The organism is Streptomyces tamarix, assembly GCF_032423885.1.
GTDB lineage: Bacteria > Actinomycetota > Actinomycetes > Streptomycetales > Streptomycetaceae > Streptomyces > Streptomyces tamarix.
The window spans coordinates 35,194-53,882 of the sequence record NZ_JAWCTQ010000034.1; the positions used below are offsets into that span (position 1 = coordinate 35,194).

Genomic DNA, 18,689 nt, shown 5'->3' on the forward strand with positions numbered 1-18,689 from the left:
AGGACGGGCGCCGGACCGGATTCCCCGCCGGTTCGGCGCCCTTTCCCCTTGCCCCCATACCATTTCGGTGCGCGAACGCCACCGAGATGGTATTTCCTCCGGTCGAGTGATGGCTGACAGAATTCCCAGCAGTCGCCGACAGTTACGGGGGTTCAGGACGTGGAGATCAACCTGCTGGGATCGCTCTATCTGAAGCAAGGGCGGGAGCAGTACACCATGGTGTCGAAGCGGGCGAGCGTCGTATTGACGCTGCTGGCGCTCTCGCCCGGGGCGCCGGTCCTCTTCGACCAGATCGCGGACGAGTTGTGGGCGGACCGGTCGATGACCAATGCGCGCAACGCCCTCCAGGCCAACGTCGGACGACTGCGCAAATTCCTGAAGATGGTGACGGGCCTGGACGGCGACTCGCTCGTCCGCACCGTGGGCAGCGGTTACGTGCTCGACGTTCCGGCCAGTGCTGTGGACACGCACAGGTTCGTCGAGTTGGCCGACACGGGCGCCGCACTCGTCCGGTACAACCCGGTCGAGGCCGTCGCGCAGCTCGAATCGGCGCTCCTGCTCTGGCGCGGGCCCGCGCTCCTCGACACGTGCGACGGCCTGCGGTGCCGTGTCCAGGCGGCATATCTGGAGGAGCGCCGGATCACCGCGTACGAGGACCTGACGGCGGCCAGGCTGCGGATCGACGCGGAGCGCGTCCCCCTGGCCGAGTTGCGGCAGTTGGCCCTTGAGCACTCCGGCCGCGAGCGGCTCAGCGAACTGCTGATGCTCGCGCTCTACCGCGACGGCCGACAGGCGGAGGCCCTGGAGGTCTTCCACGGCGCGCGCCGCCGGCTGGCCGACGACCTCGGCCTCGAGCCGGGGCGCGGACTGCACCGCGCGTACCAGGCGATCCTGACCCAGGACGACGTCCTGGGGGAGCCGCGTCAGGCCCTGCTCCACGCGGGACAATAGGACGATCCCCACCCAACGGATTTTTCCCTCCGATACGTGTTCACGCCCCATTATTCGGGGCAAGTTTTATAAACCATCCGTGGCGAGAATGTGGTGGACGCCACCGGGGGGCCCTGTTAACGTGTGAATCATCTTTGGGCGTTTCATGCCGGGATTTCACATGTTGGGCAGCCGGGTGCCACGGGGGCATTGTGAACATAGAGTTGCGCCATGCCAGGATAGTGACCGTCATAGACCAGGTCGGGAGCATATCCAAGGCGGCGTCGGAATTAAGTATTCCGCAATCCAGCCTCACCGCACAGTTGAAACGCATAGAAGATGCGGTGGGCGGCCGGCTTTTCGTCAGATCCTCCTCCGGTGTCGTTCCCACCTCGCTCGGTGAACGGCTCATCCCCATGCTCGCCGAACTCGTCCGGCGTGCCGACATGGTCGTCGTCGAGGCGGCGGCCCACGCCTCCAAGGTGTTCCGGTTCGGTAACTCGGAGTGGACGCCACCGTCCCTGCACAGCGCCCTCCAGTCCTCGCTGCCCCGCACGGAGGTGCAGACCGAGACGCTCAGCCCCACCGCCGCCGTGGACGCGGTGCGCCGCGGCTGGCTCAGCGCGGCGCTGGTGCCGTGCGCGACGCTCATCGAGCCGGGCGACAAGGCCGAACTCGCCCTCGACACCGCCGTCATCGCGCGCGAACCGGTCTGGCTCGCCGTCCCCCAGGGCCATCCGCTGTCCGACGAACCGGCCCTGGAGAGCCGCCACCTCGCCTCCCTCAACTGGGTCCGCTACGCCCAGGACCACTGGTTCCACCCCATCGAGAAGCTGCTGTTCGCCAGGTTCCCGCACCCGGAACCCGAGGTGTTGCACTACGCGGACGGCCACCACGAGGCGATGAACTGGGTACGGGACGCCAACGCGGCCGCCCTGACCACCCCCACCGGCGCCACCCGCGACGTGTCCCTGGTGCCGATCTCCGGCACGGAGAGCACCGAGATGGTGATGATCTGGCGCAGCGGCTCCTTCGGCCGCGCCACCCTGGCCGGACTGGTGGAGACGGTCCGCTGCTACTACAGCGGGTACGCCCGGACGATCCCGCGCTACTGGGCCTGGATGAAGGAGCACCCCGCCGACTTCCCGGAGCTGCACCGCTACCTCAGGACCGCTTGAGGGCCGTCAGTCGGTCATCAGCCCGCTGTCAGGGGGGTTCGCCAGCATCGTCGGCATGACGACAGCGAACCGCGTGGACGCCGACGGCCGCGCCACGATCAAGGAAATCATCTGCGACATCCTGGAGATCGACGCAGACGAGATGACCGACACCAGTCGCTTCAAGGAGGACCACGAAGCGGACTCGATGGGCGCCATCGAGATCCTCTCCCAGCTCGAACGCGCCTTCGGGATCGACATCGACCAGGCCGAACTGGCCCGGATGGTGAACCTCGAAGGCGTCGTCACCGTCGTCGACGAAGCCGTGGTGGCCAAGGCGGCCTCCCGCTAGCCATCGACACCGGACGACGGGAGCGCAACGTGTACGACAACGACCAGCGGCCGCCGCGCCGAGTGGTGATCACCGGGCTCGGCACGATCAGCAGCATCGGACTCGGTGTCGCGGCCTTCCTGGACGGACTGCGGTCCGGACGCAGCGGGGTCAAGCCGATCACGGCCTTCGACACGACCGGTTTCGCGCACGCCAACGGGTGCGAGGTGGACGACTTCGACCCGGCCGAGTGGATCCGGCGGGTCGACCCCGACGAACTGGGGCGGGCCACCCAGTTCTCGGTCGCCGCCGCCCACCTCGCGGTGGCGGACGCGGGCCTGTCCCTGGAGGAGCTCAGGGAGCGCCGGGCGCTGGTCTCCGTCGGTACCACCGACGCGGAGGCCCGCGACCTGGACGCCCTCGTGGACGTACAGCTCAGGGAAGGCCCCGAGCAACTGCCGCCCGGCGTGGTGCGCCGGGCGCAGGCGGGCCGGCTGTCCACCGGCATCGTGCGGGAGCTGGGCCTCACCGACGTCGAGGCCCTCACCATCCCCACCGCCTGCGCGGCCGGCAACTACGCCATCGGCAACGGGTTCGACGCCATCCGCGGCGGCGAGGTGGAGGTCGCGCTGTGCGGCGGCGCCGACGCGGTGTGCCGCAAGACGTTCGCCGGGTTCTACCGGCTCGGCACCATCGCGCCCGAGGTGTGCCAGCCGTTCGACAAGGACCGCAAGGGCCTCCTCACCGGCGAGGGCGCCGGCATCCTGCTGATGGAGAGCCTCGAATCGGCGCGGGCGCGCGGCGCCCGGGTCTATGCCGAGGTGCTCGGGTACGGGCTCAACTGCGACGCCCACCACCCGGTCGCACCCGACCAGGGCAGCCTCGCCCGGTGCATGGAGGTCGCGCACCGCAACGCCGGGGTGAAGCCCGAGGACATCGACTTCATCTCGGCGCACGGCACCGGCACCCGGGCCAACGACGTGACGGAGGCCGGGGCCATCCGGCAGGTCTTCGCCGAGCCCCCGCCGACGGTCTCCATCAAGTCCATGATCGGCCACTCCATGGGCGCGGCCAGCGCCCTCGCCTCCGCCGCCTGCGCGCTGGCCATCACCGAGGGCTTCATCCCGCCCACCATCAACCACCGGGAGACCGACCCGGAGTGCGGCCTGGACTGCGTACCGAACGAGGCGCGGCCCGCCGAACTGAACGTCGTCCAGAACAACGCGCTCGCGTTCGCGGGCAACAACGCCGTGCTGATCCTCGGCCGCTACCGGGAGGCGGAGTGATGTCCCCACTGGTCCTCTCCGCCTGGTCGGCGGTCTCTCCGTACGGGGTCGGCAGCGCGTCCTTCAGCGAAGGGATCACCGCCGGACGCAGCGCCGTCGGGGCGCTGGACCGCACCGCGCACCCCGGGCCCTTCGAGCGCGGCGCCCTGGTCCCGGACTTCTCCGCCGCCGAACACGTCGGCAGGAAGGGCACCCGGACGATGGACCGGGTGACCGCCCTCGCCGTCACCGCGGTCGGCCGGCTGCTGGCGTCCTGCGACGCCGAACCGACCCGGCGGCCCGAGCAGACCGCCCTCGTCCTGGGCACCGGCTCCGGCAGCGTCCAGAGCATCATGGACTTCACCCGCGACTCCTTCGCCGGCGAGCGGCCGTACCACGTCGACCCGGCCCGCCTCCCGAACACCGTGATGAACCGGGCGGCCGGGCAGAGCGCCATCTGGCACGGCATCAAGGGGCCGAACACCACGATCGCGGGCGGCTGGCTCACCGGGTTGCTCGCCCTGAGCTACGCGGTGCGGCTGCACCGCGGCGGGCACTGCGCCAGGGTGCTGTGCGGCGCCGCCGAGGAGTACTCCACCCAGCGGGCCTGGCTCGAATGGCACGGCCGCACCGCCGAGGAGCGGTCGGCACCGCTCGGCGAGGGCAGCGCGGTGTTCCTGCTGGAGACGCCCGAGGACGCGGCGGCAGCCGGACGGTCACCGCTGGCCGGCATCCGGACGACCCGCTTCCGGGCGTTCGGGGAGCAGGGCGAGGCCCGCGCGGCCCTCGCCACCTGCGTACGCGACGCCCTGGAGACGACCGGCGTGGCCGCCGAGGCCGTCCGCCTGGTGGCCCCGCTCGGGGCCGGCGGCGAACTCGCCGCCCTGGAGGAGGCAGGCGTCACCGACGCGCTCGGCGCGACGGACCCCCGCTGGATCCGCTGCCGCCCCCTGCTCGGCGACACCTCCGCCGCCTCCACCAGCCTGCAACTCGCCGCCGTCCTCGCCACCGTCGGCGAGTCGGGCCTGGCCCCCGGCGAAGCCGCCCTGGTCACCGGCGTCGAACGCGACGGCACCGTCGGCTGCGCCCTGATCACGGGCGTGTAGGCCGCACCCCGGCACCACGCCGGCCCCGGTCACACACCGCCCCGGCCGCGTCACGGGGCCCGCAGCGGGGCCGTGAGCGGACCGGGCCGGGGCCCGGCAGTCACCGTCCCCAGCACTCCCAGCCAACGTGGAGGCATCAGCAATGTCCGCAAACGACCGTCCCGTCGCCCTGGTGACCGGAGGCTCCCGGGGGATCGGCCGTCACGTGGTGACCCGGCTCGCCCGGGACGGGTACGACGTGGCGTTCTGCTACCAGTCGAACAAGGAGGCCGCCGACGCCGTGGCCGAAGAGGCCGGCGCGGCCGGGGCACGGGTGTACACGGCGCAGGTCGACGTGGCCCGGCACGACGCCGTGCGCGGCTTCGTGCGCGACGGCGAGAAGGCGCTCGGCCCGCTGCGCACGGTCGTCTCCTGCGCCGGCATCGTCCGCGACAACCCGCTGGTGATGCTCTCCGAGGCCGACTGGGACGCGGTGCTGCGGGTCAACCTCGACGGCACGTACAACGTCTGCAAGGCGGCCGTCTTCGCCATGATGAAGCGCCGTACCGGATCGGTGGTCACCCTGTCCTCCGTCTCCGGCGTGTACGGCAACGCCGCGCAGACGAACTACTCGGCAACCAAGGCCGGGATCATCGGGTTCACCAAGGCGCTGGCCAAGGAGTCCGGCCGCTACGGCATCCGCGCCAACGCCGTCGCCCCCGGCTTCATCGAGACCGACATGCTCTCCGGCCTCGCCGACGACCACGTCGCGAAGATGACCGAACGCATCCCGCTCGGCCGGTTCGGCCGGCCCGAGGAGGTCGCCGACCTGGTCGCCTTCCTGGCCTCGGACCGCGCCTCCTACATCACCGGCCAGGTCCTCGGCGTCGACGGGGGCCTCGTCGTCTGAGTCACCATCCCACGAGGAAAGCGGAACACCGCCATGCCCAAGAAGAACAAGACGCCGCGCTTCTACTTCTCCCTGCGCAGCCCCTACTCCTGGCTCACGCACCGGGAACTGTCCCACCGCCACCCCGAGCTGGTCGACCGGCTCCGCTGGGTGCCGTGCTTCGAACCGGACGCCGAGAGCACCCGCCTCCTCGCCGAGCAGGGCGGCACCTTCCCGTACTCCGAGATGTCCCGCGAGAAGAACCGTTACGTCCTCCAGGACGTGGGCCGGCTCACCAAGGCCCGCGGCATCACCGTGACCTGGCCCGTCGACCGCGAGCCCGTGTGGGAGGTGCCCCACCTCGGCTACCTGGTCGCCGCCCGCGAGGGGCGCGGCCAGGAGTACGTCGCGGCCTGTTACCGGGCCCGCTTCGGCGAGGGCCGCGACATCTGCGACCGCGCCGTCATCGCCGCCATCGGCGTCGGGCTCGGCCTCGACGGGCGGCGGCTCGCCGACGCGAGCGACGACCCCGAGGTGCGCGCCGAGGGCGTGCGCGCCCTGCTCGACGTGTACGAGGACGGCGTCTTCGGGGTGCCGTTCTTCGTGCACGGCTACACCCGCTTCTGGGGCCTGGACCGGTTCGACGCCTTCGTCGAGCACCTCCGCACCAAGGCCCTGCCCGCCACCTCCGTACCGGAACCGGTCGTCGGCGCGGTCGGCCTCGGCCGGTCGGCCGACGACGGGCACGCGGGCGGCTGCGGCTGACCCACCGGGCCGGGGTGGGCGTCAGCTCGCAGTCAGCCCGCTGTCAGCGCGCTCGTCGACGATCGACGGGTGAACTCGATGACCTTCGCTAGGGGATTGGTATGACGACTCACGTCCACACGGCCGGCCTGCCGCTCACCGCCGGGCAGAAGGACATCTGGTTCGACGAGAAGCTGTCCGGTGGCGGTGCCACCTACAACACCGCCATCTACTGGGACATCCGCGGCCCCCTCGACCAGCGGCTCTTCCGCGCCGCGCTGGAACGGCTCGTGGAGGAGTCCGAGTGCCTGCGCGTCCGCTTCGCCGACGTGGACGGCGAGCCCCGGCAGTTCGTCGAGGAGCTCACCGAACTGCCGCTGACCGTCACCGACGTCAGCGGCGCCGACGACCCCGTGGAGGCCGCCCGGGAGGCGATCCGCGCCGACCTCCGCGTCCCGCTCGTGCCGACGGCCGACCCGTACGTGCCGCTGTTCCGGCTGAGCGCGTTCACCCTCGCCGAGGACCGCACGTTCTTCTGCCTCCTCAACCACCACCTCGTCTCCGACGGGTTCAGCTACGTCATCTACTGGCGGCGACTGTCCGCCCTCTACGAGGCGATGCTCGCCGGCACCTCCCTCGACGAGGGCCGCTTCCCGCCGCTGAGCACCCTGATCGACGCCGAGGCCGCCTACGGCGACTCGCCGCGCGCCGAGCGCGACCGCGCCTACTGGGAGGAGCGGTTCGCCGACCGCCCCGAGCCCGTCAGCCTCGCCACCCGCGACGCCGAACCGGCCCAGGCCTTCCGGCGCGAGGAGACCGTCCTGCCGGAGCGGACCACCGACCGGCTGCGCGGCGTCGCCTGGGACGCCCGGGTCACCTGGCAGACCGTCCTGGTCGCCGCGCTCGGTGCCTACACCCGGCGGACGGTCGGCACCGGCGACGTCCTCCTCTCCCTGCCCGTGACCGCCCGGGTCGGCGGCACGATGCAGGGGATACCCGGCATGGTCGTCAACTACGTGCCGCTGCGGCTTTCCGTGACGCCCGGCATGACCCGCGGCGACCTGCTCACCACGACGTACCGAGCCTTCTCCCAGGCGCTCAAGCACCAGCGCCACAGGGTCAGCCGCATCCGCCGCGCCATGGGCCTGTCCAGCGACGACCGGCGGCCGTTCGGCCCGTTCATCAACATGATGCCGCAGGTCGAGAAGTTGGCCATCGGCCCCTGCGACGCCACCCTGTACAACCTTTCCACCGGCCTCGTCGACGACCTGGAGTTCACCGTCGCCGACAAGGGCGCCGACGGCATCGGCATCGACCTCAGCGGCAACGAGTCCCGGTACGGACAGGCCGAGGTGCGCGCCCACCTGCGCCGCTTCACGGACTTCCTCGACCGCTTCGTCACCGTGGCCGCCGACGCGCCCCTGGACGCCCTCGACCTGCTGGCGCCCGGCGAGGCCGAACAGCTCGACGCGGCCCTGACCGGCCCGGTACGCGCCGAGCCCCACCGCGGCGTCGTCGAGCGCGTACGGGACCACGCCGCCGACCGCCCCGGCGCACCGGCCGTCACCGACGACGGCGGCACCCTGACGTACGCGCAGCTCGCCGGCGCCTCCAGCGCCCTGTCCCGCCGCCTCACCGGCGGCACCGGGCCGGTGGCCCTGCTCACCGAACCGGGACGCGACTTCGTCACCGCCGAGCTCGGCGTGCTCGGCTCCGGCCGTGCCTTCGTGCCGCTCGACCCGCGCGCCCCGCTCGCCCGCCTCACCGGCCTGCTCGCCGACAGCGGCGCCACCTGCGTGCTGGCCGACACGACGCACCACGCCCTCGCCCGGCGGGCGGCCGGCACCCTCCCCGTGCTCCTCCTCGACGGCGCCGAGGACCCCGCCGACGACCTCGCCCCCGTCGCGGGCGGGCCGCTGGACCTCGCGTACGTGATCTACACCTCCGGCTCCACGGGCCGGCCCAAGGGCGCCATGGTGCAGCGCGGCGGCATGGTCAACCACCTGCTCGCCAAGGTCGAGGAACTGGGCCTGGACCACACCGACGCGCTCGTCCACAACGCGCCCGTCACCTTCGACGTCACCGTCTGGCAGACCCTGACGGCCCTGCTCGTCGGCGGTCGCGTCCGTGCCGTCCCCCGGGACGCCGCCGCCGACCCGGACGCCCTGTTCGGCGTCATCGCGGACGAGCGCCTCACCGTCCTGGAGGTCGTGCCCTCCCTGCTGCGCGCCACCCTGGACGCCTGGGACACCACCGGGAACGCGCCCGAACTGCCCGCCCTGCGCTGGATGATCTCCAACGGCGAGGCGCTCCCCGCCGACCTGTGCACCCGCTGGTTCGCCCACCACCCGCACATCGCGCTGGCCAACGTCTACGGCCCCACCGAGTGCTCCGACGATGTCACCCACGCCTACGCGCGCACCGCGGCCGACGTGCGGGCCGACGAGCCCTCCATGCCCATCGGCCGGCCGCTGCGCAACACCCGGCTGTACGTCCTCGGCGACGACCTGCGCCCCGTCCCGCAGGGCGTTCCCGGCGAACTGTTCGTCGCGGGCGCGGGCGTCGGCCGCGGCTACCTCGGCGACCCCGGCCGGACGGCCACCACCTTCGTGCCCGACCCGTTCGCCGCCGACGGCACCCGCATGTACCGCACCGGCGACCGGGTGGTGCTCCTCGCCGACGGGCAACTGCTGTTCACCGGGCGCCGCGACCACCAGGTCAAGATCCGGGGCCAGCGCACCGAGTTGGGCGAGGTCGAGTCCGCCCTCCGCGCGCTGCCGACGGTCTCGGACGCCGTGGCCGCCGCCGTCACCGACCCGGCCGGGCACCAAAGGCTGGTCGGCTACGTCGTGACCGACGCCGACGCGGCCGTCGTGCGCGAGCGGCTCGCCGAAGCACTGCCCGAGCACATGGTGCCGTCACTGCTGCTCCCCCTGCCCGAGCTGCCGCTGACCCCGCACGGCAAGGTCGACCGCAAGGCGCTGCCCGCCCCCGACTTCGCCACCGCCCACACCGCGGGCGCGCCCCGCTCCGACGCGGAACGCGTCCTGTGCGAGGTGCTCGCCGAGGTCCTCGGCCTGCCCCGGGTCGGCGTGGACGACAGCTTCTTCGCCCTCGGCGGGGACAGCATCAGCGCCATCCAGGTCGTCAGCCGCGCCCGGAAGGCGGGGCTGACCGTCACCTCCCGGGACGTCTTCCAGCACCGCACCCCCGCCGCCATCGCGGCCGTCGCCCACCTGCCGGGCCGGCGGGCGGAGGCGGTCGTCGAGGACGGCGTCGGCGAGATCCCGCTGACGCCCGTCATCGACCAGTTCCGCGAGGAGGTCTCCCACCTCCCCGCCGCTACCCGCCAGTACGCCCAGTACGTGACCGTCTCCGTCCCCGACGGCGCCGACCCCGCCCGCCTGGAGACCGTCATCGGCGCCCTCCTCGACCGGCACGACGCGCTGCGCATGCGGCTCACCGCGCCCGTGCCGGGCCTGTGGAACCTGGAGGCGCTCCCGCCGGGCGCCGTGGCCGCCTCCGACGTGTTCGGCACGGTCCGGGTGCCGGCCGGCGCCGACCCGGACGCGGTCCTCGCCGAGCAGGTCGAGGCCGCCCGCGCCGAGCTGAGCCCCGAGGACGCCAGGCTGGTGCGGGCCGTGCTCCTCGACGCCGGCCCCGCCGAGCCCCGCAGCCTCCTGCTCGTCATCCACCACCTGGCCGTCGACGGGGTGTCCTGGCGCATCCTGCTCGGTGACCTGGAGGCCGCCTGGCACGCCGTCACCGCGGGACGGGACATCCGCCTCGACCCGGTCCCCACCTCGTACCGGCGCTGGGCACGCACCCTCACCGACCACGCGCGCACCGCCGCGCGCGTCGCCGAACTCCCCCTGTGGAGCGCCCAGTACGACGGCGACGCCGTCGAGCTCGGCGAGCGTCCCCTCGACCCCGCCCGCGACGTCCACGGCACCGCCGGCAAGCTGCGGGTCGAACTGCCCGCCGACCGCACGGCGGCCGTCCTCGGCCGCGTACCCACCGCCTTCCACGCCGAGGTCAACGAGGTCCTGCTCACCGCCCTCGCCCTCGCCCTCACCGACCACGACCGCCGCCGCACCGGCCGGCCCGCGACCCGGGCCCTGGTCGAACTGGAGGGTCACGGCCGCGAACACCTCGGGGACGACACCGACCTGTCCCGCACGGTCGGCTGGTTCACCAGCGTCTTCCCCGTCGGCCTCGACGTCGGTGACCTCGACCGGGCGTCCGCGTGGGACGGCGGCGACGCCTGCGGCACCGCGCTCAAGCGGGTCAAGGAGGCCCTGCGCGCCCTGCCCGACCACGGCTTCGGCCACGGGCTGCTGCGCCACCTCAACCCCCAGACCGCCGGTGCCCTCGCCCGCCGTGCCACCCCCCGCACCGGCTTCAACTACCTGGGCCGCTTCAGCACGGACGCGGGCGGCGACTGGTCCATGCGGGCCGGTGCGTCCGGCCTCACCGCCGCGCCCGACACCCCGCTGCGGCACGTCCTGGAAGTCGTCTCGATGACCGAGGACCGCCCCGAAGGGCCCGTGCTCGTCGCCGAATGGACCTGGGCGGGCGGCCTCCTCGCCGAGGACGACGTCCGGCGCGTCGCCGACGACTGGTTCCGCGCCCTCGACGCCCTCGCCGCGCACGCCGGCCGGCCCGGCGCGGGCGGCCGCACCCCCTCCGAGTTCCCGCTGGTCACCGTCGCCCAAGCGGAGATCGAGGCGTACGAGAACGACACCGACGGGCTCCAGGACATCCTGCCGCTCTCCCCGCTCCAGCGCGGCCTGCTCTTCCAGGCGCAGTTCGACCGGCACGGCACGGACGCCTACACGCTCCAGGTCGTCATGGACGTCGACGGTCCGCTCGACCGGTCCGCGCTGCGCGCCGCCGTCGCCGCCCTCCTCGACCGCCACCCCGGCCTGCGGGCCGCGTTCCGCGAGCGGGACGCCGGCGACCCGGTCCAGCTCGTCCCCGCCGCCGTCGAACCGCCCTGGACCGAGGTCGACCTGACCAGCGTCCCGGCGGCGGACGCCGACGCCGAGGCGAAGCGGCGCACCGACGAGGAGTGGCTGCACCGCTTCGACGTCACCCGCGCCCCGCTGACCCGCTTCACGGTCTACCGGCTCGGTGACGCGCGGCACCGCGTCGTGTGGACCACGCACCACATCCTGGTCGACGGCTGGTCGCTGTCCGCCGTCCTCGCCGAAGAGCTGGTCACCCTCTGGTCCAACGGCGCCGACCCGTCCGCGCTGCCGCCCGTCGCACCCGTACGGGACTATCTGGAATGGTCCGCCGCCCAGGACAAGGAGGCCGCGCGGGAGGCCTGGCAGAAGGAGTTGGCCGGCATCGACGAGCCGACCCGGCTCGGCCCCGCCGACCGGAGCCGCGTCTCCGTCCTGCCCGCGACCCTCTCCGTCGACCTGCCCCAGCCACTGACCGACGCCGTCACCGCCTGGGCCCACGCCAACGACCTGACCGTGAACACCGTCGCGCAGGGCTGCTGGGCCGTCGCCCTCGGGCGGCTCACCGGCCGGCAGGACGTCACGTTCGGCGCCGTGGCCTCCGGACGTCCCGAGGAACTCCCGAACGTCGAGCGGATGGTCGGCGCCTTCATGCACACCCTTCCCGTACGGGTGAAGCTGGACCCGTCGCTGACGCTCGGAGCGATGCTGGCCGACCTCCAGGAACGCCAACTCCGCCTGGAGCGGCACCAGCACCTCGGCCTCGTCGACGTCCAGCAGAGCGCCGGGATCGGCGAGCTGTTCGACACGGTCGTCAGCTTCCACAACTACCCCTCCGGGGTGCTCGACCGCATCGGCGAGCGCATCCCCGGGCTGAGCACGCGCGCCTGGGAGTCCCGGGTCATCGCCGAATACCCGTTCGCCCTGGGGGTGTTCCCCGCCACGCGGACCGGTGAGCCGATGCGCCTGGAGGCCCAGTACCGGCCCGACGTCTTCGACGCCGGCGAGGCCGACGCGGTCCTTGGGAGGTTCGTCCGCGTCCTGGAGACCCTCGCCGTCGCACCGGGCACCACGCTCGGCACCCTCGACGTGCTCGGCACCGACGAGCGCCGCCTGCTGCTCGACGACTGGTCCGGCGCGGCCACCACGGCCGTGGCGGCCACCACGCGGACCACCGACGTCTTCGAGGCGCGCGCCGCCGCCGCGCCGGACAAGGAGGCCGTCGTCCTCGGTGACGAGCGGGTCGGCTACGCGGAGCTCGACGCCCGCGCCAACCGCCTCGCGCGGCTCCTCGCGGACCGGGGCGTGGGTCCCGAGCAGGTCGTCGCCGTGATGCTGCCGCGCACCCCCGAGATGGTGGTGACCGCCCTCGCGGTCCTCAAGGCGGGCGCCGCGTACCTGCCCGTCGACCCCGCCTACCCCGTCGACCGTGTCGCCCACATGCTCGACGACGCCCACCCGGTCGCCCTGCTCACCGACACGGCGACCGCCGGACGCGCGGCCGACCTGGGGGTCGACGCCCTGGTCCTCGACGAACCCGGCACCGCCCAGCGGCTCGCCGCACTGCCCGGCACGGCCCTCACCGACGCCGACCGGGCGGGCCCGCTGCGCCCCGAGCACCCGGCGTACATCATCTACACCTCCGGCTCCACCGGCCGGCCCAAGGGCGTCGTCGTGGCGCACACCGGGCTGCTGGGCATGGTCCACAGCCTCGTCGAGCGCTTCGGACTCGACACCGACACCCGCGTGCTCCAGTTCGCGTCCTTCAGCTTCGACGCCTCCGTCTGGGAGATCATGCTGGCGCTGCTCACCGGCGGCACCCTGGTGATCGCCGACGAGGAGTGCCGCACCCCCGGCGCACCGCTGGTCGACCTGATCAACCGGGCCCGCGTCAACCTCGCCGGCCTGCCGCCCGTCGTCGTCGGCGGACTGCCCGAGGGCAGCACCCTCCCCGCCGACCTGCGGCTGGCCGTGGCGGGCGAGGCCGTCCCCGCCGAGATCGTCGAGCGCTGGTCGGCCCACGTCCGGCTCTACAACGGCTACGGCCCCACCGAAGCCGTCGTCAGCTCCACCGTCAGCGGCCCGCTCACGGGCACCGGACGCCCGCCCATCGGCCGGCCCACCACCGCCCACCGCGCCTACGTCCTGGACCGGCACCTGAGGCCCGCGCCCATCGGGGTCGTCGGGGAGCTCTACGTCGGCGGCGGCCTCGCCCGCGGCTACCTGGCCCGCCCCGGGCTCACCGCCCAGCGGTTCGTGGCCGACCCGTTCGGCCCCGCCGGGGAGCGCATGTACCGCACCGGCGACCTGGTGCGCTGGTTGCCGGACGGCGAACTGGACTACGTCGGCCGCGCCGACGACCAGATCCAGCTCCGCGGCTTCCGCATCGAGCTCGGCGAGATCACCTCGGCGCTGCTGGCGCAGGACGGCATCGAGCAGGCCACCGCGATCGTCCGCGAGGACGAGGCGGGCGACCGCCGCCTGGTGGCCTACGTCGTGGCCGCCGACCCGGCCGCGCTGTCCGACTCCTCGCTCAGCGGCACCCTGCGCGAACGGCTCGCCCGGTTCCTGCCCGACTACATGGTGCCCTCGGCGGTCATCGCCCTGGAGGCGCTGCCGCTCACCCCGCAGGGCAAGCTCGACCGCAAGGCGCTGCCCGCGCCCGACCTCGCCGGAGCGGCGCGCGGCCGGAGCCCGCGCACCCCCGTCGAGGAGATCCTCTGCGGCCTGTTCGCCGACATCCTGTCCGTACCGCACGTCTCCGTCGACGACGACTTCTTCGAGATCGGCGGACACTCGCTGCTGGCGACCCGGCTGATCAGCCGCGCCCGCACCGCCCTCGGAGTGGAGCTGCCGATCCGCGCCCTGTTCGAGGCGCGGACCGCCAGCGCCCTCGCGGCCGTCGTCGAGGCCGCCGCCCACGCCCGGCCGCCCCTGCGGCCCGCGCCGAAGGACACCGAACGCCCCCTGTCCTTCACCCAGCGGCGGCAGTGGTTCCTCAACCGCCGCCAGGAGCGCGCCGACGGCGCGTACAACACGCCGATGGCCTTCCGCCTGACGGGCCGGCTGGACGCCGCCGCCCTCCAGGCCGCCCTGACCGACGTGGCCGAGCGGCACGAGGTCCTGCGGACCGTCATCCCCGACACCGACGGCGTGCCGTCGCTGCGGGTGCTCGACGCGCGCACCGGCGGGCCCGCGCTCAAGGCCCGCACCGTCACCGAGGAGGGGCTGGCCGACGCGCTGGCCGCCGAGGTCGACCGGGGCTTCGACCTCACCGTCGAACCGCCGCTGCGGGCACGGCTGCTGTCCACCGGACCGGACGAGTGCGTGCTGCTGCTGGTCTTCCACCACATCGCGTTCGACGGCTGGTCGATCGTGCCGCTGCTCACCGACGTGTCCACCGCCTACCGGGCCCGGTGCGCCGGGCGCGCCCCGCAGTGGGCGCCGCTGCCGGTGCAGTACGGGGACTTCGCGGTCTGGCAGCGCGAGCTGCTCGGCTCCGAGGACGACCCGGACAGCGTCGTGTCGGGGCAGTTGGCCTTCTGGCGGGACGCGCTCGCGGGCCTGCCGGAGGAGCTGGCCCTGCCCAGGGACTTCCCGCGCCCCGAGGTGGCCGGGTCCGCCGGGGACGTGGTGATGTTCGACCTGGAGCCCGAACTGCACGGCGCGCTGGTCGAGATCGCCCGGCAGACCGGGACGACCGAGTTCATCGTCTTCCAGGCCGCCCTGTCGGCGCTGCTGACCCGGCTGGGCGCCGGCACCGACATCCCGCTGGGCGTCTCGGTCGCCGGACGCACCGACGAAGCGCTCAACGACCTCGTCGGCATGTTCATCAACTCCCTGGTCCTGCGCGGCGACACCAGCGGCGACCCCACCTTCCGCGAGCTGCTCGACCGGCTCCGGGAGACCGACCTCGCCGCCTACTCCCACCAGGACGTGCCGTTCGACCAGGTCGTCGACGCGCTCAAGCCGGCCCGTTCGCTGTCCAGGCACCCGCTGTTCCAGGTCGTGCTGAGCGTGCAGAGCCACGGCGACCAACCGCTGGCGCTGCCCGGCCTCACCGTGAAGCCCGAGTACGTCGGCTCCGACCGGGCCAAGCTCGACCTGGTCATGGAGCTGCTGCCGTGGCCCGGCGAGGACGGCATGCGCGGCCTGTTCAACTACAGCACCGACCTGTTCACCCGGGCCACCGCCGAGCGCATGGTCGCGCAGTTCCAGCAGGTGCTGCGCACGGTGGCGGCCGACCCCGACGTCCGGCTCAGCGGCCTGGAGCTGCTGACCGGCGAGGAGCGGGAGCGGGTGCTGCACACGTGGAACGACGACACCGCCCACGAGGTGCCGCCGATGACGGTGCCCGACCTGTTCGCCGACCGGGTCGGCCGCACCCCGGACGCGCCCGCCGTCGGGACGGGCGCCCACGCCCTGACCTACGCCGACCTCGACGCCCGCTCCCACCGGCTGGCCCGCCACCTGATCGCGTCGGGTGTCGGCCCCGAGCAGGTCGTCGCCGTCGCGGCGCCCCGGCCCGCCGACCGGGCCGTGGCCGTGCTGGCGGTGCTCAAGGCGGGCGCGGCCCACGTACCGCTGGCGGCGGACGAGCCGGCCGGCCGGATCAAGGCGCTGTTCGCCGACGTCCGCCCGGTGTGCGTCCTGACCACGGCGGGCCTCGCGGGCCGGCTCCGCAGCACCGGCGTGACCACCGTGGTCCTCGACGGGCCGGAGGTGCGCGCCGGCTCGGCCGCACCGGTGACCGACGCCGACCGCACGAGCCCGCTGCGGCCCGAGCACGCCGCCTACCTCATCCGGACGGAGGACGCGGCGGGCCGCCCGCGCGGCACCGTGGTGGAGCACCGGGCGGCCGCCGGCCACCTGGCCTGGGCGCTGGAGACCGGACGGGCCGCGTCGGCGCCCGGCCTGCTCGCCCCGCTGCTCGCCGGTACCGGCGCACCGGCCGCGGAGCCGCTGCCGCTGGACTGGGCGACGCCGCCGACGTTCACCCCCGGCCGGGGGGCCCGGAACACCCGGGCGTACGTCCTGGACGAGTGGCTCGCCCCCGTGCCGCCCGGCGTGACCGGCGAGCTGTACGTCGGTGGCCCCCACCTCGCCCGCGGCTACGCGAACCGTCCGGGCGCCACCGCGGAGCGGTTCGTGGCCGACCCGTTCGGCCCGGCGGGCTCGCGGCTCCACCGGACCGGTGTGCGCGCGAAGTGGGACACGGAGGGGAACCTGCTGGCGCCCGACGCGCCCACCGCCCCGGCACCCCGTGCGGACACGTCCGCCGGGACGGCCGAACAGCGACTCAGCCCGGCGGAAGAGGTGCTGTGCGGAATCGTGGCGGACGTGCTGGACGTGGAGTCGTTCGGTGCCGAGGAGAACTTCTTCGAGGCGCGGGGGGCGAGCATGGACAGCATGAAGTCGCTGCGGCTGGTGAGCCTGGCGCGCAAGGCGGGGCTGGAGGTCAGCATCGCGGACGTCTTCGTCCACCAGACGGTCCGCGCCCTGGCGGCCACCCTGTCGGCGAAGCCGCCGACGGCCCCGGCGCCCGCGCCGGAACCGGCCCCCGCCCAGGCGCCCGCCCCCCGCCACAGCACCCGCGCCATGGCGGACGCCATCGACGAGACCGACCGCCTCGGCCACGCCGACCCGTTCGCCCCGGTGCTGTGCATCAAGCCGACCGGCGGTCGCCCGCCCGTCTTCTGCCTGCACAGCGGCGTCGGGTTCGCCCTGTCGTACCTGCCGCTCGCCCGCCACCTCGGCGAGGAGTACCCGCTGTACGGCATCCAGGCGCCCTGCGTCGTCGCCGGCGCGCCGCTGCCCGGCAGCATCGAGGAGATCGCGACCGACTACATCCGGATGATCAAGGAGGTGCGGCCCGAAGGCCCCTACCACCTGCTCGGCTGGTCCTTCGGCGGACTGCTCGCCTACGAGATCGCCGTCCAGCTCCGGCTGGCCGGGGACGAGGTCGGCCTGGTCGCCAACCTGGACGCCTACCCGCGCACCGGTGTCAGCGACGAGCGGGACGAACAGAGCCTGCTCGCCTGGCTCCTGGAGGGCGTCGGGCACCACCGGTCCGAGTTCGGCGACCGCGACCTCGTCGTCGGGGACGTCCTCGACGCGCTGCGGCGCGACGACAGTCCGATGGCCCGCATGGGGGAGCAGCGCATGACCCGCATGGTGGACCTGATGATCCGCCACCAGTCGCTCAACACCCGCTACCGGCCCCGCGACTTCGACGGCACGATGCAGCTCTTCCTCGCCGAGCGGTCGGCGTGGGGCGAGGCCGGCGTCGGCCAGGTGGAGAAGGGCCCCGACAAGGACCGGCTCTGGAAGCCGTACTTCAGCGGCGACCTGCGCGTCCACCGGCTCGCCTGCACCCACGACGACATCCTCGACCCCGGCCCGCTCGCCGAGCTCGGCCCGGTCATCGCCGCCGAACTGGACCGGCTCCACCAGCAGCGGGAAGGACGTGACGGGGCATGACGACCGCGACGTACACCGAGACCGGCCGCCCCGGCGCCCCGGTCGCCCTGCTCACCGAGGTCCTCGCCGTCACCGGCCGCCGGCTGCGCCACCTGGGCCGGGCGCCGGGACGCGTGATCGGCGTGGCGCTCAGCCCGCTCGTGTCGATGGTGATGCTCGGCTACCTCTTCCGGGACGCCATCAGGCTCCCGACGGGCGGCGAGTACGGCGAGTACGTCTTCGCCGGCGGCGCCGTCCAGGTCGCCCTCGCCTGTGTCGGGCCCACCGCGATCTCGGTCGCCATGGACTTCAAGGGGGGACTGGTCGACCGGTTCCGGTCCCTGCCCATCAGCCGGTCCGCGGTGCTCTTCGGGCACACCCTCGCGGACCTGCTGGTGGGGCTCCTCGGGCTGGCCGTGGTCACCGGCGCCGGGCTGCTGCTCGGCTGGCGGACCCGCACCGGGGTCCTGCCGACGCTCGCCGCGTTCGGGCTCATCGTGCTCTTCGTGTACGTGATGCTGTGGCTCGGCGTCCTGCTGGCGACGACGCTGCGCAACGTGGAGACCATCAGCGTCGTCACCCCGTTCATCGTCGTGGTCCTGCCGTTCCTGTCCAACGCCTTCCTCGCCCCGCAGTCCATGCCCGCGCCGATCCGCCCCCTCGCGGAGTGGAACCCGCTCAGCGCCGTCATCGCGGCCTGCCGCGACCTGTGGGGCAACCCGGTGGCGCCGGGGGGCGGCTTCCCCGCCGAGCACCCGGTGGCCGTGGCCGTCGTGACGCTGGGCGCGCTGTTCGCCGTCTGCTCCGCCGTGAGCCTTCGCCGCTACCGCACCGCGGGCTCCTGACCCCGCCGCCTGGAGGA

9 protein-coding genes are annotated in these 18,689 nt (G+C 73.6%); all 9 read left to right on the forward strand.

From position 1 onward, the window contains the following. The first annotated feature begins 159 nt into the window (after nucleotides 1-159). The 9 genes from RND61_RS23370 (at nucleotide 160) to RND61_RS23410 (ending at nucleotide 18,672) form a co-directional block, all read left to right on the forward strand. The gene (locus tag RND61_RS23370) at nucleotides 160-951 is read left to right on the forward strand and encodes an AfsR/SARP family transcriptional regulator (protein WP_315880023.1); all 792 of its coding nucleotides are present in this window, start codon (nucleotides 160-162) and stop codon (nucleotides 949-951) included. Between the two features lie 191 nt (nucleotides 952-1,142). Next, nucleotides 1,143-2,108 carry a LysR family transcriptional regulator gene (locus RND61_RS23375; protein WP_315880024.1) on the forward strand — a complete coding sequence of 322 codons (966 nt, stop codon included), beginning with the start codon at nucleotides 1,143-1,145 and terminating at the stop codon, nucleotides 2,106-2,108. 55 nt (nucleotides 2,109-2,163) lie between these two features. Continuing rightward, complete coding sequence (locus RND61_RS23380) at nucleotides 2,164-2,439, forward strand: acyl carrier protein (RefSeq protein WP_315880025.1); 276 nt, start codon at nucleotides 2,164-2,166, stop codon at nucleotides 2,437-2,439. 29 nt (nucleotides 2,440-2,468) lie between these two features. After that, nucleotides 2,469-3,704, forward strand: a complete 1,236-nt coding sequence (locus tag RND61_RS23385) for a beta-ketoacyl-[acyl-carrier-protein] synthase family protein (protein ID WP_315880026.1) — start codon at nucleotides 2,469-2,471, stop codon at nucleotides 3,702-3,704. Beyond that, nucleotides 3,704-4,789: a beta-ketoacyl synthase N-terminal-like domain-containing protein gene (locus tag RND61_RS23390; protein WP_315880027.1), complete on the forward strand. Its 1,086-nt coding sequence runs from the start codon at nucleotides 3,704-3,706 to the stop codon at nucleotides 4,787-4,789. The genes RND61_RS23385 and RND61_RS23390 overlap by 1 nt, the downstream gene beginning before the upstream one ends. 142 nt (nucleotides 4,790-4,931) lie before the next feature. Continuing rightward, the gene (fabG, locus tag RND61_RS23395) at nucleotides 4,932-5,678 is read left to right on the forward strand and encodes a 3-oxoacyl-[acyl-carrier-protein] reductase (protein WP_315880028.1); all 747 of its coding nucleotides are present in this window, start codon (nucleotides 4,932-4,934) and stop codon (nucleotides 5,676-5,678) included. A 33-nt stretch (nucleotides 5,679-5,711) separates the two neighbouring features. Continuing rightward, on the forward strand, nucleotides 5,712-6,422 hold the full coding sequence (locus RND61_RS23400; protein WP_315880029.1) for a 2-hydroxychromene-2-carboxylate isomerase: 711 nt from the start codon (nucleotides 5,712-5,714) through the stop codon (nucleotides 6,420-6,422). Nucleotides 6,423-6,523: 101 nt separating this feature from the next. Beyond that, on the forward strand, nucleotides 6,524-17,848 hold the full coding sequence (locus RND61_RS23405) for a non-ribosomal peptide synthetase (RefSeq protein ID WP_315880030.1): 11,325 nt from the start codon (nucleotides 6,524-6,526) through the stop codon (nucleotides 17,846-17,848). After that, the gene (locus RND61_RS23410; RefSeq protein ID WP_315880031.1) at nucleotides 17,845-18,672 is read left to right on the forward strand and encodes an ABC transporter permease; all 828 of its coding nucleotides are present in this window, start codon (nucleotides 17,845-17,847) and stop codon (nucleotides 18,670-18,672) included. The genes RND61_RS23405 and RND61_RS23410 overlap by 4 nt, the downstream gene beginning before the upstream one ends. Nucleotides 18,673-18,689: the final 17 nt, after the last annotated feature.